This window comes from Micromonospora sp. SYSU B005, from assembly GCF_055362685.1.
Genome location: NZ_JAXCFU010000003.1, coordinates 295,048 through 309,942 on the forward strand (window position 1 = coordinate 295,048; position 14,895 = coordinate 309,942).

The 14,895-nt window shown below is 73.2% G+C and carries 13 protein-coding genes and 1 riboswitch; of the genes, 4 read left to right on the top strand and 9 right to left on the bottom strand.

The annotated features are described in order from the left end of the window. Window positions 1-59: 59 nt before the first annotated feature. The 4 genes from SM452_RS10550 to SM452_RS10565 all read right to left on the bottom strand — a co-directional run bounded on the left by SM452_RS10550 (window position 60) and on the right by SM452_RS10565 (window position 4,657). Window positions 60-1,742, bottom strand: coding sequence for a glycosyl transferase family 1 (locus SM452_RS10550; protein WP_355507556.1), 1,683 nt, complete (start codon window positions 1,740-1,742; stop codon window positions 60-62). Continuing rightward, window positions 1,739-2,770, bottom strand: a complete 1,032-nt coding sequence (locus SM452_RS10555; protein WP_262012204.1) for a Gfo/Idh/MocA family protein — start codon at window positions 2,768-2,770, stop codon at window positions 1,739-1,741. Before SM452_RS10555 ends, SM452_RS10550 begins: the two co-directional genes overlap by 4 nt. Then, window positions 2,767-3,873, bottom strand: coding sequence for a DegT/DnrJ/EryC1/StrS family aminotransferase (locus tag SM452_RS10560; RefSeq protein WP_355507554.1), 1,107 nt, complete (start codon window positions 3,871-3,873; stop codon window positions 2,767-2,769). The genes SM452_RS10555 and SM452_RS10560 overlap by 4 nt, the downstream gene beginning before the upstream one ends. 151 nt (window positions 3,874-4,024) lie before the next feature. Next, on the bottom strand, window positions 4,025-4,657 hold the full coding sequence (locus SM452_RS10565; RefSeq protein ID WP_135239215.1) for a TetR/AcrR family transcriptional regulator: 633 nt from the start codon (window positions 4,655-4,657) through the stop codon (window positions 4,025-4,027). Between the two features lie 155 nt (window positions 4,658-4,812). On the opposite strand from SM452_RS10565, the gene SM452_RS10570 reads away from it, so the two are divergent. The 4 genes from SM452_RS10570 (at window position 4,813) to SM452_RS10585 (ending at window position 9,811) form a co-directional block, all read left to right on the top strand. Further along, the gene (locus SM452_RS10570; protein WP_262012202.1) at window positions 4,813-5,715 is read left to right on the top strand and encodes an ABC transporter permease; all 903 of its coding nucleotides are present in this window, start codon (window positions 4,813-4,815) and stop codon (window positions 5,713-5,715) included. Beyond that, the gene (locus tag SM452_RS10575; protein WP_135239213.1) at window positions 5,708-6,508 is read left to right on the top strand and encodes an ABC transporter ATP-binding protein; all 801 of its coding nucleotides are present in this window, start codon (window positions 5,708-5,710) and stop codon (window positions 6,506-6,508) included. The genes SM452_RS10570 and SM452_RS10575 overlap by 8 nt, the downstream gene beginning before the upstream one ends. A 104-nt stretch (window positions 6,509-6,612) precedes the next feature. Continuing rightward, window positions 6,613-8,115 carry a bifunctional cytidylyltransferase/SDR family oxidoreductase gene (locus tag SM452_RS10580; protein WP_262012201.1) on the top strand — a complete coding sequence of 501 codons (1,503 nt, stop codon included), beginning with the start codon at window positions 6,613-6,615 and terminating at the stop codon, window positions 8,113-8,115. 19 nt (window positions 8,116-8,134) lie between these two features. After that, window positions 8,135-9,811, top strand: a complete 1,677-nt coding sequence (locus tag SM452_RS10585) for a CDP-glycerol glycerophosphotransferase family protein (RefSeq protein ID WP_463839807.1) — start codon at window positions 8,135-8,137, stop codon at window positions 9,809-9,811. 37 nt (window positions 9,812-9,848) lie between these two features. Here the strand turns inward: SM452_RS10585 and SM452_RS10590 are convergent, their stop codons facing one another. The 5 genes from SM452_RS10590 to SM452_RS10610 form a co-directional block, all read right to left on the bottom strand. After that, window positions 9,849-10,595, bottom strand: coding sequence for an alpha/beta fold hydrolase (locus tag SM452_RS10590; RefSeq protein WP_262012199.1), 747 nt, complete (start codon window positions 10,593-10,595; stop codon window positions 9,849-9,851). A 252-nt stretch (window positions 10,596-10,847) separates the two neighbouring features. Next, on the bottom strand, window positions 10,848-11,702 hold the full coding sequence (locus tag SM452_RS10595) for a C39 family peptidase (RefSeq protein WP_355513374.1): 855 nt from the start codon (window positions 11,700-11,702) through the stop codon (window positions 10,848-10,850). A 193-nt stretch (window positions 11,703-11,895) separates the two neighbouring features. After that, window positions 11,896-12,038: riboswitch (cyclic di-AMP (ydaO/yuaA leader) on the bottom strand. Between the two features lie 307 nt (window positions 12,039-12,345). Then, window positions 12,346-13,110 carry a hypothetical protein gene (locus tag SM452_RS10600; protein WP_463839808.1) on the bottom strand — a complete coding sequence of 255 codons (765 nt, stop codon included), beginning with the start codon at window positions 13,108-13,110 and terminating at the stop codon, window positions 12,346-12,348. 135 nt (window positions 13,111-13,245) lie between these two features. Next, complete coding sequence (locus SM452_RS10605; protein ID WP_463839809.1) at window positions 13,246-13,590, bottom strand: hypothetical protein; 345 nt, start codon at window positions 13,588-13,590, stop codon at window positions 13,246-13,248. A gap of 80 nt (window positions 13,591-13,670) precedes the next feature. Further along, window positions 13,671-14,888, bottom strand: coding sequence for an acyltransferase family protein (locus tag SM452_RS10610; RefSeq protein WP_355513366.1), 1,218 nt, complete (start codon window positions 14,886-14,888; stop codon window positions 13,671-13,673). Window positions 14,889-14,895: the final 7 nt, after the last annotated feature.

Below are 14,895 nucleotides of genomic sequence, written 5' to 3' on the forward strand. Positions count from 1 at the left end.
GACAGCTTGCATCGGGTGCTTCTCCTCGTTGGCGGGGCGGTGCACGGACGGTCGGCGGGTCACCGGAGGAAGGCGTCGAATGCCTCGGCGGTCCGCCGGCCGTCGTGGTGGTCACGGACGTAACGGGCGCCCTCCGCGGCCAGGGCGACCGCGGCGGGCCTGTCGTCGAGCAGCGACTCGATCGTCTTGACGAGCGTGCCGGGTGTGGCGTTGGCGATCGGCGGCTGGACCCCGGCGGCCCGGTGCGGTCCTTCACTCACGTACGCCACCACGACCTTGCCGGCGGCCATCCCCTCACAGGAGAAGGTGCCGTAGCTGCCCATCACCAACTGGTCGACCACGATGTCGCAGTCCTGCACCAGGCGGCGCATCTCGCTGTGCGGCAGACCCTCCACCAGGCGCAGTTCGATGATCCGTCGATCGTGCAGCTCCTGCAACCGGGGCAGGAGCCGATCGGTGCCCTTGGTCCAGCGGTTGGACGGGGCGTGCAGCACCACCGGCCGGGTGCGTTCCAGCACCGGGCGGTCGCAGGCCCAGGCGTCCACGTCCACGATCAGCGGCGCCCAGGTGGCGAACGGCACGTCGTCCAGCAGGTCCGGCGTGGTCACGAAGAACGGCAGGCCGCTCTCCTCGGCCGTACGCCGGTTCTTCTCGGCCACCACGGTGAGCCGCTCGCGCAGGTCCTCCGGCGCGTCCCGGAACGCGGACTCGGCATGCCGTTCCAGGTGCGCGCCGGGGTGGCGGATCTCACTGCCGTGCGCCAGCAGCGCGACCTTGAGGCGGGCCCGGCGCAGCGCGGGCAGGTCCGCGGCGATGTCGTCGCCGTTGAGCCGGCCGAGCACCGGACGGAACGCGTCCACGATCAGGTGCGTGTAGAAGCCGAGCACCCGCGCGGCCTGCTGCATCTGCACGTCGAGCCGGTGTTCGCCGGGGAAGTGCAGATACCGGTCGGCCGGGTAGCGGTAGGTGGCCGGTGGCTTGGCCACGACCAGCTCGATGCCGACGTCCGCCCGCGCGGCGCTGATCGCCACCGCGAGGGCGGAGAGCTGCCCGGCGTAGTTCGCCGTGCCCAGGCCCAGCCGGACCGGTCCGGCGCCGAGCGCCCGCCACCGGCCCGGGGTGCCGGCCTCGACCGGCTCGACCGCCGGCTCCGGCGGCTCCGGCGCGTCGTCGTCGCCCCGCTGCCAGGCCCGTTCCACCGCCTTGGCGAAGGAGGGCACCGAGCCGGGCGCGTAGAAGTCGCCGGCCCGGTGGCGGGCGAGATGCTCGCGGACCACCCGGTTGTCGGCGGCGACCACCCGCAGCCCGGCGGCGAGGCATGTGTCGAGCAGCCCGAGACCGGCGTCCGGCGCGAACCCGAACACGGCCACGTCCCCCGAGGCGAGGAACGCGGCCGTCATCGTGCGCGGGCGCGGCACCGGGTGGACCCGGCGCCGGGCCTTGCCGGCCCGGCGGACCAGGTCCTGGGCGGCCGCCTGCTCCGCCGGGTCGCAGAGCAGTGCCAGGTGGAACTCGGGCAACCGGGCCAGGGCGCGCAGCACGCCGTCCAGCGCCCGGTCACCGGTGATCCCGCCGGCGTGCACCAGCAGCGGCGTGCCGGCGGGAAGTTCACACAGTTCGCGTACCGAAGGGGTCTCCCAGGGGCGCGTGCCGGCGGCGGCCCGGCGGAGCGCGATGCGCCACCGCCGGGGAATCCGCCGCCGCACCGCGGAGACCGTCCGCCGCACCGGCGCCGGGCTCATCGCAGTGCCGGCTCCGCGTCGTTGCCGCTGGCCGCCACGGACACGACCTTGCCGTCGGCGGACGACTCCAGCAGGGCGGCCGCGACCTGCACGGTACGCAGACCCTGCCGCAGCGTGACGATGTCGCTCTGCTTGCCCTCCACCGCGTCCCGGAAGCGCTCGTGCTCGACCAGCAGCGGCTCGCGCTTCGGGATGGCGTAGCGGACCATGTCGCCCTCGGCCACGCCGCGGAACGCGCGCAGCGCCTCCCACTCGGTGTCGATGGCGGCGTTGGCGTAGAACGTCAGGTCGGCGGTGAGCGTGTCGGCCACGAAGCAGCCCTTGTCACCGGTGACCACGGTGGACCGCTCCTTGAGCGGGCTGAGCCAGTTCACCAGGTGGTTGACCATCGTGCCGTCGGAGAGCTGGCCGACCACGGCGACCATGTCCTCGTGCAGCCGGCCGCTGCGCGAGACGGTGCGGGCCGCGACCGAGGCGTACTGCCGGCCGGTCACCCAGGCGGTCAGGTCGATGTCGTGGGTGGCCAGGTCCATCACCACGCCGACGTCGGCGATCCGGTGCGGGAACGGGCCCTGGCGCCGGGTCACGACCTGGAACACCTCGCCCAGCTCGCCCGCCTCCAGGCGGGTCCGCAGGCTCTGCAGCGCCGGGTTGTAGCGCTCGATGTGGCCGACGCCCGCGACCAGGCCGGCGTTCTCGAACGCCTCGACCAGCCGGGTGGCCGCGTCGACGGACTGGGCCAGCGGCTTCTCGATGAGCGCGCAGACGCCGTTGGCGGCCAGCTCCATGCCGATCGGCTCGTGCAGCGCCGTCGGGCAGGCCACCACCGCGTAGTCGACGCCGAGGGCGAGCAGGTCGCTCAGCTCGGGTACGACAGGGGCGCGCAGCGTGCCGGTCACGTCGCCGGCCGGGTCGACCACGCCGACCAGCTCGACGCCGTCCAGGTTGGACAGCACGCGGGCGTGGTTGCGCCCCATCGCGCCGAGGCCGATCAGGCCGGCCCGCAGCTTCCGTCCGCCGTCGCTCATCGGGCACCGCCGGCCAGGTTCGCGCCCTCGGCGATCCGCTCCAGCTCGGCCTGGCTCAGCGACGGGTGCACCGGCAGCGAGACCACCTCGGCGGCGGCCCGCTCGGTCTCCGGCAGGTCCCACGCGCCCGGCTTGCCGTCCACGAGGTACGGCTTGAGCCGGTGGATCGGGGTCGGGTAGTAGACCGCGTTGCCGATGCCCAGCTCGGTGAGGCGGGCCTGGGCGGCGTCCCGGTCGCCCCGCACCCGCACCGTGTACTGGTGGTAGACGTGCTTGGCGCCGTCGGCGACCGGCGGGGTGACCATGCCGGTGATCGCCGAGTCGAGGAACTTGGCGTTGGCGCGGCGCTGCTCGGTCCACTCGGCGAGCTGGGTGAGCTGCACCCGGCCGATGGCGGCGGCCACGTCGGTCATCCGCATGTTGGCGCCGACGATCTCGTTGGCGTACCGCTGCTCCATGCCCTGGTTGCGCAGCAGCCGCAGGGTGCGGGCGAGGTCCGCGTCGGCGGTGGTGATCATGCCGCCCTCGAGGGAGTGCATGTTCTTCGTCGGGTAGAAGCTGAAGCAGCCGGCGGTGCCGAAGGCGCCGACCGGGGTGCCGTTGCGCTCGGCGCCGTGCGCCTGCGCGGCGTCCTCGACCACGGCGAGGCCGTGCTGCTGCGCGATCTCCATGATCCGGTCCATCGCGGCCGGGTGGCCGTAGAGGTGCACCGGCATGATCGCGACGGTCTTCGGCGTGATCGCCGCGGCGACCGCCTCCGGGTCGACGCAGAAGCTGCCCGGCTCGATGTCCACGAAGACCGGCTCGGCGCCGACCAGCCGGACCGCGTTGCCGCTGGCGGCGAAGGAGAACGAGGGGACGATGATCTCGTCGCCCGGGCCGAAGCCGAGCGCCATCAGCGTTAGCTGGAGCGCGGAGGTGCCGGAGTTGACGGCGACGCAGTGCCGGCCGCCGACCAGGTCACCGAACTCCTCCTCGAACGCCGCGACCTCGGGGCCCTGCACGACCCGGCCGCTCCGCAGCACCCGGACGGCCGCCTCGATCTCGGCTTCGCCGATGATCGGCCGTGCGGGGGGAATGAACTCTGGATGCGGCCCGGCCATGGGGCTTCCTCCTGTCGACGCGTGGTTCATGGGAGACATTTCGGGGGATGGTACCGCTCTGTCGTGAAAACCAGCCGTTCGCACTGATTGTCCGACCGGTTGTGACCTTCTGTTCATGATCGGCGACGGACCTCCGGGGGTGGCCCGGGGCTCACACTTCCACCTCGTCGCGCACAGGCTCAACGCATGCTACCCGCAGGGCGGCGACGATCGCGGCCGCCATCCGGGGCACCTCGGCGGGCTCCAGCGGGGCCCGGGAGATCGCCATCCGCCAGTAGACCGGACCGACGATCAGATCGACGGCCGCCCGCCTGTCGGTGGCCGGGGACAGCTCGCCGCGCTCGACCGCGCGGCCGATCAGGATCCGGCCCACCGCCTGCTGGTAGTCGTCCAGGGCGGCCTGCAACTTCTCCGCGATCTGCGGGTTGCGGGCCGCCTCGGCCAGCAGGTCCGGGATGATCTGCGCGGCCAGCCGGTGACGCAGTGCACGCGCCATCACGTGCAGCAGGATCTCCAGGTCACCGAGGAGGCTGCCGGTGTCCAGCAGCGGGATGTTCCGGCCCGCCACCGCCGAGACCATGTCCAGCACCAGATCGAGCTTGGAACGCCAGCGGCGGTAGATGGCGGTCTTGCTCACACCGGCCCGGCGGGCCACCGCCTCGATGGAGAGGCGACCGTAGCCGACCTCGGCCAACTCCTGCATCACGGCGGCGCGGATGGCACTGGTGATCTCCCCGCGCAGCACCGCCGCGCCGGCCGGAGCACGCCTCTTCTCGGTCGTCACGTGGAACAATGTAGCGCAACGACGGTACGGTTGCGTCCCGACGTTCGGTGGACTACCTTCCATGCAGCAGCGAGGCGGCTCCTCCCCGCCCGGCCACGCTGGATCTCATTCACCGCACTGCTCCCCATCAGCACGAAAGATCGGAGCGCCTGAACATGGCCAACACCGCGGTGGCCGACCCCGAATCCGGACTGACCCGGGCCCAGCTGGCCCAGCGGTACGGGCTACGGGTGGCCGGGGAACGACCCGCCCTGGGTGAGTACGCCCGCCGGTTGTGGGCGTACCGGCACTTCATGACCGCGTACTCGCGGGCGAAGGTCGCCTCCTCGCTGAGCAACACCCAGCTCGGCCAGCTCTGGCAGGTGCTGACACCGCTCACCAACGCGGCCGTCTACTTCCTGATCTTCGGCGTGATCCTGGGCCAGCACCGGAACGTGCCGAACTTCATCGCGTACCTGTGCACGGGCGTCTTCATCTTCATCTTCACGCAGACCGCGGCCTCGAACGGCGTCAGCGCGATCACCGGCAACCTGGGCCTGATCCGGGCGCTCCAGTTCCCCCGGGCGGCGCTGCCGATCACGGTCACGCTGGTGCAGCTCCAGCAGCTGCTCATGTCGATGGTGGTGCTGGCCGGCATCGTACTCGTCACCGGCGAGCCGCTCACCTTCCGCTGGGTCCTGATCCTCCCGATGCTGCTGCTCCAGACGATCTTCAACGTCGGGCTGAGCATGGTCATGGCCCGCCTCGGCTCCAAGGTCACCGACCTCAAGCAGGTCATGCCGTTCGTGATGCGCACCTGGCTGTACGCCTCCGGCGTGCTCTACCCGGTGACGCTCATCCGCGAGCACCTGCCGAACTGGGCGGCGAACATCCTGGAGTGGAACCCGCCGCTGGTCTTCATCGAGCTGGCCCGCTACGCGCTGCTCGACTCGCACCAGGCACACCTGGTGAGCTCCCCGGCGAAGCTGTGGGCGCTCGGGGTGTTCTGGGCGGTCGTGATGGGCGCCGGCGGGTTCGTCTACTTCTGGCGCGGAGAGAAGGAGTACGGCCGTGGCTGAGCAGACCCTGCCGTTGAACGCCGGCCCGGTGACCGACTCGGGCCGCGTCCCCACAGTGGTGGTGGACGACGTGCACGTGATCTACCGGATCCACAAGGGCGCGACCGGCGGCACCACACCGGTCTCCGCGCTCAAGCGGATCGTCTCCCGCACCAAGGCGCCGAACATCCGCGAGGTGCACGCGGTCAAGGGCGTCAGCTTCACCGCGTACGAGGGTGAGGCGATCGGCCTGATCGGCAGCAACGGCTCCGGCAAGTCCACACTGCTGCGGGCCATCGCCGGGCTGCTCCCGCCGGCCCGCGGCGCCGTCTACACCCAGGGCCAGCCGTCGCTGCTCGGCGTCAACGCCGCGCTGCTCAACGACCTGTCCGGTGAGCGCAACGTGGTGCTCGGCTGCCTCGCCATGGGCATGCACCCGGACGAGGTCAAGAAGATCGCCCCGGAGATCATCGAGTTCTCCGGGATCAACGAGCGCGGCGACTTCGCCTCGCTGCCGATGCGCACCTACTCGTCCGGCATGGGCGCCCGGCTGCGCTTCGCGATCTCCTCGGCGAAGAAGCACGACGTGCTGCTCATCGACGAGGCGCTGGCCACCGGCGACCGCAAGTTCCGGGTCCGCAGCGAGCAGCGGGTCCGCGAGCTGCGCGACAGCGCCGGCACCGTCTTCCTGGTCAGCCACTCGATCGGCTCGATCCGGGACACCTGTGAGCGGACCATCTGGCTGGAGAGCGGCGTCCTGAAGATGGACGGCCCCACCAAGGAGGTCTGCGACGCGTACGAGAACCAGAAGTAGCGCGTCGGAGCGCACCGCACCGGGTTCCGCCCGGAGCGGTGCGCTCCCGCGTACGCGTTAAGGTTTTCGGACCCATCCCCTTTCACCCAGAGTGAGGTACGGCAATGACGCAGGACCACACCACCGCACCGGACGCCGCGCCGGCGAGCCCGGCACCCTGGCGCCCCGCGCGTACGGTGGCCGTGATCCTCGCCGGGGGGACCGGTACGCGCCTCGGACTGGGCATCCCCAAGCAGCTCCTCAAGATCGCCGGTAAGCCGATCATCGAGCACACCCTGGCCGTCTTCGAGGCCGCGCCGGAGATCGACGAGATCATCGTGCTGATGGCCACCGGTCACGTCGACGACGCGCGGCGCATCGTCGCCGACGCCGGCTTCCGCAAGGTCACCAAGGTGATCGAGGGCGGCGAGACCCGCAACGACACCACCCGGATCGCGCTCGACGCGGTCGGCGAGGGCGACGTCAACATCCTCTTCCACGACGCGGTCCGCCCGCTGGTCAGCGCCCGGATCGTGCGCGAGTGCGTGAACGCGCTCTGGACGTACTCGGCTGTCGACGTGGCCATCCCGTCCGCCGACACGATCATCCAGGTCGACGCGGACGACTGCATCACCGACATCCCGGTGCGCTCCCGGCTGCGCCGCGGCCAGACCCCGCAGGCGTTCCGCTCCGGTACCATCCGTGAGGCGTACCGGCGCGCCGAGGGCGACCCCGACTTCGCCGCCACCGACGACTGCGGCGTGGTGCTGCGCTACCTGCCCGGCACGCCGATCAAGGTGATCGACGGCTCGGACGAGAACATCAAGGTCACCCACCCGGTCGACGTGCACCTGGCCGACAAGCTGTTCCAGCTCGCCGCCGCGCAGGCGCCCCGGCTGACCGACCACCGCAGCTACGCCGAGGAGCTGACCGGCCGGACCGTCGTGGTCTTCGGCGGCAGCTACGGCATCGGCCACGACCTGGCCGAACTGGCCCGCTCCTACGGCGCCCAGGTCTTCCCGTTCAGCCGCTCCACCACCGGCACGCACGTCGAGCGCGCCGAGGACGTGGCCGCCGCGCTGAAGACCGCCTTCGAGGCCACCGGCCGGATCGACCACGTGGTGGTCACCGCCGGCATCCTGGAGAAGGGCGCGCTGGCCGAGATGGACACCGAGACGATGGACCGTCTCCTGCACGTCAACTTCGTCGGCCCGGTCACCATCGCGCGCCAGTCCCTGCCGTACCTCCAGCAGACCAAGGGCCAGCTGCTGCTCTACACGTCCAGCTCGTACACCCGGGGCCGGGCCCGCTACGCGCTCTACTCGGCCACCAAGGCCGCGCTGGTCAACCTGACCCAGGCGCTCGCCGACGAGTGGGCCGAGTTCGGGGTACGCGTCAACTGCGTCAACCCGGAACGCACCGCCACTCCGATGCGGACGCGGGCGTTCGGCGAGGAGCCGGAGCACACGCTGCTCTCCTCCGAGGCGGTCGCGCAGGCGTCCCTGGACGTGCTGATCTCCGAGCTGACCGGCCAGGTGGTCGACGTGCGCCGGTCCCCCGGCGAGCAGGTGGCCGCCGTACCGGCCCAGCCGGGCCCGCACCGGTCCGAGCTGTCCGCCGACGCCTGAACCCGACGGGACGTACCAGATGCGTGGTGACCTGGTCCGCAAGCTGATCGCCCGGGGGCTGACCACCGGGCTGGCGGTGCTGGCCTTCCTCGTCGTGGCGCTCACCGGCGCCACCGGCTGGGGCCTGGCCCTGGCGGTCGCGGCGCTGGCCGCCACCGCCTGGGAGCGCCGCGTCCGGCCGTCCGCCGACGGGCTCGCCGAGACGGTGCTCGTGGCCGCCGGCATCCTGGTCGGCTACGCCCGGCGCCTCGACGACGGCTTCGACCCGGCGCTCACCGCCACCGCACTGGTGCTGCTCGGGCTGGTGCTGCTGGTCGGCCCGCTGCGGCAGGCCGGCGCGCTGGAGATCCGCGCGGCGAACCTCCCGGTCCGCACGTGGACACCAGTGGTCGCCGCCCGGCTCGGCGACGCGCTGCTGGTCCTGCTCGCCGTGGTGGCGCTCGCCGCCGCCCTGACGCTGCCCGCCTGGACGGCGCTTTTCGCCGCGCTGCTGGTCGGCGCCGGATGCGGGGCGGTCGCGCTGGACCTCGCCCGGCGCCGGTTCCGGCCGCCAGCCGGAGGTGGACCGGTCGGCCGGGCGCTGCGCCGCCACCAGCCCGAGTTCGTGCTGCACTTCTCCGCGCCGCCCGGCTCGGAGTACCAGGTCACCATGTGGCTGCCGTACCTGGAACGGATCGGCCGCCCGTTCGTGGTGGTGCTGCGCGAGCCGGAGCTCCTGCCCGCGGTGGCCGCCGCCACCCGCGCCCCGGTGGTCCTCTGCCCCACGCTGAAGGCGCTGGACGAGGCGCTGGTGCCCAGCCTGCGGGTCGCGTTCTACGTCAACCACGGCGCGAAGAACGCCCACCTGATCCGGTTCAGCCGGCTCACCCACGTGCAGCTGCACCACGGCGACAGCGACAAGGCCCCCAGCGCCAACCCGGTCTCGGCCATCTTCGACAAGATCTTCGTGGCCGGTCAGGCCGCGATCGACAGGTACGCCCGCGCCGGCGTGGAGATCCCCGCCGACAAGTTCGTCGTGGTCGGCCGTCCCCAGGTCGAGGCCATCGAGGTACGCCGGGAGCCGGTCACCCCGTCGGCCCACCCGACGGTCCTCTACACCCCGACCTGGACCGGGCACCACGCCGACGCCAACTACTGCTCGCTGCCGGTGGCCGAGACGCTGATCCGCCGGCTGATCGACAGGGGTGCCGCGGTGATCCTGCGCGCCCACCCGTACACCGGCAAGAACCCGGCCTCGGCCCGTCAGCTCGCCCGGCTCACCGAACTGCTCGCCGCCGACCGGGCGAAGACCGGCCGGCCGCACCTGTTCGGCGCCGCCGCGAGCCGCGAGCTGACGCTCACCGAATGCGTCAACCGCGCCGACGCGCTGGTCTCCGACGTCTCCGGAGTCATCTCCGACTGGCTCTACTCCGGCAAGCCGTACGCGGTCACCGACACCGGCGCCGACGGTGAGCACTTCGTCGAGCGGTTCCCGCTCGCGGCGTCCGGCTACGTGCTGCGGCGCGACATGTCCAACGTGGACGAGGTGCTCACCGACCTGCTGGACGCCGACCCGAAGGCGGCACAGCGCTGGGCGGCACGTACCCGTTACCTGGGCGACTTCCCCGCCGACGCCTACGCCGAGGCGTTCCTCTCCGCCGCCCGCCGGGAGCTGGAGCCCGACTGGGCGGTCCCGGGGCCGCGCGCGGCCCGCTAGAAGCGCGAGCCGGCCCGTCGCGGGCCGGCTCGCCCGCTCAGAGGTACGGGTCGAGCAGGGCGAGCACCGCCTCCGGGTCCTCGACGTGCGCGTTGTGGCCCAGCCCGGGCAGCGTCGCCACCGGCACGCCCAGTTCCTTGAGCTGCGCGTCGGTCACCATCGTGTCCGCCTCGCCGCGGGCCAGCAGCACCGGCACATCGGTGGCCGCCAGCAGCACCGGCAGCCGGGGCTCCCCGACCGCGAACGCGGCCGGGTCCATAGCGAGCCGCCAGCGGCCCTCCTCCCGCCGCAGTCCCGCCTCCACCACCGGGTGGTCCGGGGCGAACAGCCCGGCGAGCCCGGACACCCGCAGGTAGCGGCGGGCCGCCTCGTCACGGGTGGCGAACCAGGTGACCGGCCGGGCGGCCAGTTCCGCCGACTTCGCCAGCTCGGCCGGAGACCAGACCGCCTTGATGCCGAGCCCGACCACCGCGTCGACCGGGAGCCCCCGCTGCCGGGCCGCGAGCGCCAGCGCCACCACCCCGCCGAGCGAGTGCCCGAGCAGCACCAGCCGGTCGTCGGGGCCGAGCCGCACCGGCCCGAGCCCGTCCACCACGCGCTGCGCCAGGGCCTCGAACGAGTAGCCGTGCAGCGGCGGCGACCAGCCGTGACCGGCCAGGTCGGGGGCGAGCCAGCGGCCGGGCCAGCGGCGCTCCAGCAGCGGCGCCCAGGGCAGCCACACCTCGCCGGTGGCACCCATGCCGTGCAGGAGAATCAGGTGCCGCTTCCCCGTCGCATCGCCCATTGGCGCAGTCTGCCACCGCCCGCCCCGGACACGCGAGACCGAACCCCGCCGACCCCCTCGCCGCGGCTCCGGCCGCCCACACGCCGCCCTCACCCTCGATCTTGGAGTTGTGGCACCTTCCATAGCGGGCGAGCCGGGCATACTGGGCGCCACAAGTCCAAGATCGGCGCGCCGAAGGGGGCCGCGTGAGGGGCCGGGACGGGGAAGGCCGGCGCCCCGGGTGGGGTGCCGGCCTTCGGGGCTGTGGGACGGTCAGGCGGAGTAGCCGCGGCTGGCGATCCAGTGCGCCAGGTCGATCGTGGTGACCCAGTACGACGGCAGCGACGGGTCGGCCGAGTCGGCGATCCGCACGGTCCGGCCGTCGTCCTTGTAGCCGACCACCGCGACGTAGTGGCCGCCCGGGAACGAGTGCCAGCCGCCGTTGGTGTCGGTGGCGGTACCGGCGACGTTCGCGACGACCCCGCGGCCGTTGCTGATCGCCTCGACCACGTCGGCCTGGAGGCGGTCCATCTGAGCCGGGGTGGCCGAGCCGGGAATCATGCGGGTCCGGTACGGGTTGCCCTTGACCTGCTGGTTGAGCACCCGGGTGGTGTCCTCGGCCGAGTTGGTGCCCATCTCGGTGGTGCCGAGGGGGCCGGCGAGCGCGTCCTGGCTGCGCTCGATGCCGGCGGCGCTGAGCGCGTTGCGCACCGCGGCCGGGCCGCAGTAGAAGTAGTTGATCTGTGCCTGGTAGTCGTAGTCGAGCGACTTGCTCGACGGCGGCTTCGGCTTGGCCTTGGGCGTGGTGTCCGGGTCGGCGGCGGCCTTCGCGGACGGGGAGGCGCTCGGCGACGCGCTGGGCGAGGCGGAGGCACTGGACGACGTCTGCGGCACGGCGATGCGGGCCTCGCTGCGGCTGGCGGGCTGCTCGCCGAGGCGGGCGGCGCCGAGGTCGGCGACCGCGGCGGTGTTCTCCTGGACCGGGGCGTCGTCACCGGCGGTGGCGACGGTTCCGGCACCGGCGGCCAGCACGAGCGCGGCGGCCGATCCGGCGATGATCTGGTACGGGCGTTCGGTGACGATCCGTCGCAGCTGACGCTTCAGGTGGTGCTTCACGAAATCCTCCACGGGGCGTGAGCGGCACACGCCGGCCCGGCACGCGGAGGAACTCACACGTGCTGGCGGGGCCGGATGGCCGGGGGATCGGGAACGCCCGTGATGCCGGGCGCCCAGGGGGCGGTTGCCGGTCGCGCGTCAGGCGCGGACGGGCACCGCTTCGCCGTGGAGGCGGGGGGACGATCGAGGGGTGGGCAAGAGGGGTTACTCCTTCCGTGGCCGCCGACCGGGTTAGCTGACGGATTCGGGCGGGAAGTACGCCCTACCGCGGGCCGTGGGCTCGCGGATTCACCCCGATGGTGCTCATGGGTCCCCGGTTCGTGGAACACGATTAGGCGGGTCGGCGCGGCGTCGCCGTCGGCGATCGATTACCGCATCGGACGCGCCGACACTACCGGTGGGTATGTCCCCTGCCAAGCGCTCCCACCTGCGTAAACGTGATCCGCGGTAACGGATTTCGGAACACCCGGTTACTGACTTCGCTCAATGGGACAAGCAGTTTCGACGGCGCCCGGCGGCGGAAAGCGGACAGACGGCGAGCACCCGACCGGCAATCGCGGGACTCGATGACCTGTTCTGCGCCCGGCGCCCGTTTCGACGGCCCGGGTGACCGGGCTCACCACATTCCGGGTAACGATTCGGTCGAGACGAGACCTCAGCCGACCCGGGCCGGGCGCCAGCGGGCGTTACGGACCGTAGCGGCCACCGGCTGGGCGCTCGCCGTCGCGCTCCGGTACGCCGGGGCGGGCCGCAGCGCCGCGGTGGCCGCGTACGCCTCGGCGGCGAGCGTCCGGGCGGCCTCGGCGGCCAGTTCCGCGTCCCGCCAGGCCGTCCGCTCCCGCGCGGCGGCGCTCTCCCATCCGGCCCGGCGCCCGTCCCGGACGGTGCGGGCCAGCACGATCTCCTGCTCGGCCGGGTGCCGGCGCGGATCCCATCCGTTGCGGCGGGCCAGCACGTCGGCGAGCTGACGGGCGGTCAGGTCGCCCCGCCAGTGCGCCGTCATGGCGGCGTGGTGCAGCCAGCGCTCCCGGGCCGCGTACTCGGCAGGGGTGCGCGGCGTGCGCGGGGCGGGCAGCGCGGCGGCACCGGCGAAGCGGCGGGCGGCGGCGTCCGCCTCGTCGTACGCGGTCCAGGCCCGGTCCGCCTCGTCCTGCGCGGCCAGCCACCGCTCCCGGCGGCGACGGGCCGTCTGGGCGGCTCCGGCGGCGGCCACCGCGACCTCCTCGGCGTACCGGATCAGGTCGTCGTGGCGGGCGGCGTCGGCGTCGGCCGGTTCGGGGGCGGCCTTCGGCACGGGGTCGCGTTCGGGCCGGGCGACGAGGGCGGCGAGCAGGCCGAGGGCGAGCAGCAGGAGGAAGGACCAGATGGCGGCGGCCTCGGGCACGGAGGTGAGGAAGTGGTACAGAGCGGTCTGGGACATGGTCGGCACCTCACGGGAAGGACCTGGCGGGAGGACCCGCACGATCTCGCCGGGGCGGGCCGGTAAGGCCACCAGGGCGGGCGCGGGGGATGACGTGCGAGTGGGTGCGGAAGACGGGCGCGGCCCGTGAGCGGGTCAGCGGGCGGGCGGGGCCCGCGGGCCGGCCGGTGCGGCGGCCCATCCGGCCGAGACCGGCTGCGGCGCGGCCGGGGCGGCCGCCCGGGGCGCGGGCGCCGGCACGCCGGCGGGGAGGGCCTGCCGCTCGGCCACGCGGTCGGCTTCCGGCCGCGCGGTGGTCGAGGCGCCCGCGACCGGGTACGCCGAGACGGCGGCAGCCGGGGCCGGGGCGGCAGCGGCGACACCGGACGGCAGCGTGGCGGCGCCGAACGAGAAGGCGACGACCACGGCGAGACTGGCGAGCATCCGGGCGGTCCAGCGGGCCACCCACCACACGGGGCAGGTGAGCGCGATCGGAAGCACGGGTACAAATTACCGCCGAACCCCCACGAACGCACCGCCGCACGGCGTGTCGCGGATCGACCGGCCGGCGTGTGCGCGTGTCAGTCCGGGCGACGCCGCCCGGCGTACTCGATGTCCTCGGCCGGACCGGTGACGGAGGCCGCGCCCCCGTCGGCGGCCGGCCCGGCGGCGGCCTCGGTGGGCCTGCGCGGAGCCGGCACGGCCGGTGCGGGCGACGCCGCGCGGGCCCGGCGGGACGGGCCGAGCAGGCGCATCATCGGTGTCTCCACCCAGCGGTGCAGCGCGGCGGCCAGCGCGAGCGTGACCACCAGGAAGCCGAGCACCGCGAGCGGGCCGCGCCAGCCGGGCAGGCCGGTCCCCCAGTGCCCGGTCAGCCGCAGCACGGTGACCATGACCAGCACGTGCACCAGGTAGAAGGCGAACGACACCTCACCGAGCCAGACCATCGCCCGGGACCGCCAGGGAGTGGGCCGGCCGCGCACGTCGGCGTCCGCCGCGGCGGCGATGACCAGCAGGTACGCGACAGCGAGCAGCGCCGCCCAGAACTCGGCCGGGATCCACAGCGCGGCGACCACCCAGGTGGTGACGAACAGGCCGGTGGCGACGGCGAGGTTCGGGCCGCGCCAGCGGTGCCGGCGCATCAGCTCGGCGGCGGCCACCCCCATCCAGAACTCCAGCGACCGGGTCACCGGGAAGATCTGGGTGAACCACCACCGCTGCTCCTCCGGCACGAGTTGCTGGCCGGGCCACAGCGCCAGGATGAGCAGCGGCGCCGCGACCAGCACGGTCCGCAGCACGCCGGTACGGGCCCGGCGCAGCCACGGCACCACGAGCGGCAGGCACAGGTAGAAGGCCAGCTCGCAGGAGAGCGACCAGCTCACGTTGTTGACGCTGTAGAAGTAGCCGCCCAGCGGGATCCACGCCTGGACCAGGAAGAAGTTGGCGATCGCGGCCCACGGCACGACCGGGTCGGCGAACCAGGCCGCTACCGCAAGCGCCGCGACGAACGTCACCACGTGGTTCGGGTAGATCTTGGCGAACCGGCGGCGCAGGAACGTCCACGCGCGCTCCCCGTCCCGGTACGACCAGACCAGCACGAACCCGCTGAGGATGAAGAAGAACTCGACACCGGACAGGCCCAGGCTGAACGCCTTGTCGACCAGGGGCTTCAGGTGCGGCTCGGCGACGATCCCCATCGTCCCGGCGTGGAAGCCGAAGACGAGCAGCGCGGCGACCCACCGCAATCCGGTCAGCGACGGCAGTCGCGGGGCACGGGTGACGGTCGGCGCGCTGGTCATTCCGGGC

Coding starts and splice junctions, on each gene's coding strand:
- SM452_RS10550 (WP_355507556.1), bottom strand. CDS start 1,742: ATGAGCCCGGCGCCGGTGCGGCGGACGGTCTCCGCGGTGCGGCGGCGG.
- SM452_RS10555 (WP_262012204.1), bottom strand. CDS start 2,770: ATGAGCGACGGCGGACGGAAGCTGCGGGCCGGCCTGATCGGCCTCGGC.
- SM452_RS10560 (WP_355507554.1), bottom strand. CDS start 3,873: ATGGCCGGGCCGCATCCAGAGTTCATTCCCCCCGCACGGCCGATCATC.
- SM452_RS10570 (WP_262012202.1), top strand. CDS start 4,813: ATGGCCAACACCGCGGTGGCCGACCCCGAATCCGGACTGACCCGGGCC.
- SM452_RS10580 (WP_262012201.1), top strand. CDS start 6,613: ATGACGCAGGACCACACCACCGCACCGGACGCCGCGCCGGCGAGCCCG.
- SM452_RS10585 (WP_463839807.1), top strand. CDS start 8,135: ATGCGTGGTGACCTGGTCCGCAAGCTGATCGCCCGGGGGCTGACCACC.
- SM452_RS10590 (WP_262012199.1), bottom strand. CDS start 10,595: ATGGGCGATGCGACGGGGAAGCGGCACCTGATTCTCCTGCACGGCATG.
- SM452_RS10600 (WP_463839808.1), bottom strand. CDS start 13,110: ATGTCCCAGACCGCTCTGTACCACTTCCTCACCTCCGTGCCCGAGGCC.
- SM452_RS10610 (WP_355513366.1), bottom strand. CDS start 14,888: ATGACCAGCGCGCCGACCGTCACCCGTGCCCCGCGACTGCCGTCGCTG.